At 71.6% G+C, this 1158-nt stretch carries 1 pseudogene; it reads right to left on the bottom strand.

What is annotated here, in order from left to right:
* Window positions 1–1158, bottom strand: a pseudogene (locus ACMO6A_RS09415) (molybdenum cofactor biosynthesis enzyme); the annotation flags it as partial.

Genomic DNA, 1158 nt, shown 5'->3' with positions numbered 1-1158 from the left:
CCGTCCCACAGCTCGATCTCGGCTATCTCGATGGTGCCGTCGAACCCCTGGATGCCTTCGACAGCCTCGGCTTCCACCGTTCCCACGATCGAGGCGAACACGTCGTTCGACCCGAGCGGATGCTCGATCGCCTGCTCCTTGAGCGAGAGCAGCCGCGCGCCGAACGCCCCCTCGTCGCGCTCGGCGACATGCGCCGAATTCACCAACACCGGCTTGAGCGCGTCGAGTTCGGCCGGAGCGAGCCCCGCGGCCCGCACGGCCTCGCGCAGGGCACCTGCCGCCCACGCGCCCAACCCGCTGGCCCCCGCGAGAGGCAGCCCGTCCAACGCGGACGAGACGGAATCGTCGAGCGCCTCTTGGCCCTGCGCGTACGCGTCCAGCAAGCCGGACCAGCAGTCGAGCACCGTTCCCAGCGCGCCCACGGCCGCCCCTCCCTGGCCCTTCACGCCGTCCAGCAGCGACGACACCACGGTGGCGCCCTCGTCGGACGAGTCGGCGACGAGCGTGGCGGCCGAAACCGCCGCCCGCGCGCCGAGCGCGCCCCCTCCCCGCACGAACGAGCTGCCGAAACCGCTCGATGCGGCGACGCTTGCCGTGTTAGCGACCAGCGCGACCACGCCGTAGCGTCCCGGCGGCTGCGCCGAGAGGCGCTTGCCCGCCACCTTGGCGAGCGCGTCCTTCACCTCGTCGAACAAGCCGCCCGCACGCCGTTTCACCTCGTCTGCCAGCGGATCCAGCTCCGCGCGGGCCTCCTCGTACTCGCCGGCCGCCTTCGCCACGGCTTCGTAGTGGTACTCGAAGCCGTTGTCGATGGACGACGAGGCGGCCGCCACCTTGCCCATGCTGGCCGCCGAGAAGCCGCATTCCGCGCACTCGGCGAACGGCTCCGCCTCCGTCTGGGCGATCGACACGAGGCTTCCCGACCCGGCCGCAGCGGGGCATCCGGCCCATGCATGAGCCGTGGCGCGCCCTTCCTCGTCCACCGTGCAGGGGTACGCGGCCTCGGTGTACAGCGCCGTCGACCTCATCTCCTCCGTGTTCTTCGGAAGGCGCGGAAACCACGCGTCGAAGGAATCGGCGCCTTCATGGACGTATCCGCGCCCCACCTCGTCGGCGGCGAAGGCGTAGAACCGCTTGCGCAGCGCCGAGCGCGCCTGC

Source organism: Eggerthella sp. (assembly GCF_048329335.1).
Lineage (GTDB): Bacteria > Actinomycetota > Coriobacteriia > Coriobacteriales > Eggerthellaceae > Eggerthella > Eggerthella lenta.
Note: the sequence above shows the minus strand (reverse complement) of the source record. Positions and strands in the feature narration are given on the sequence as shown.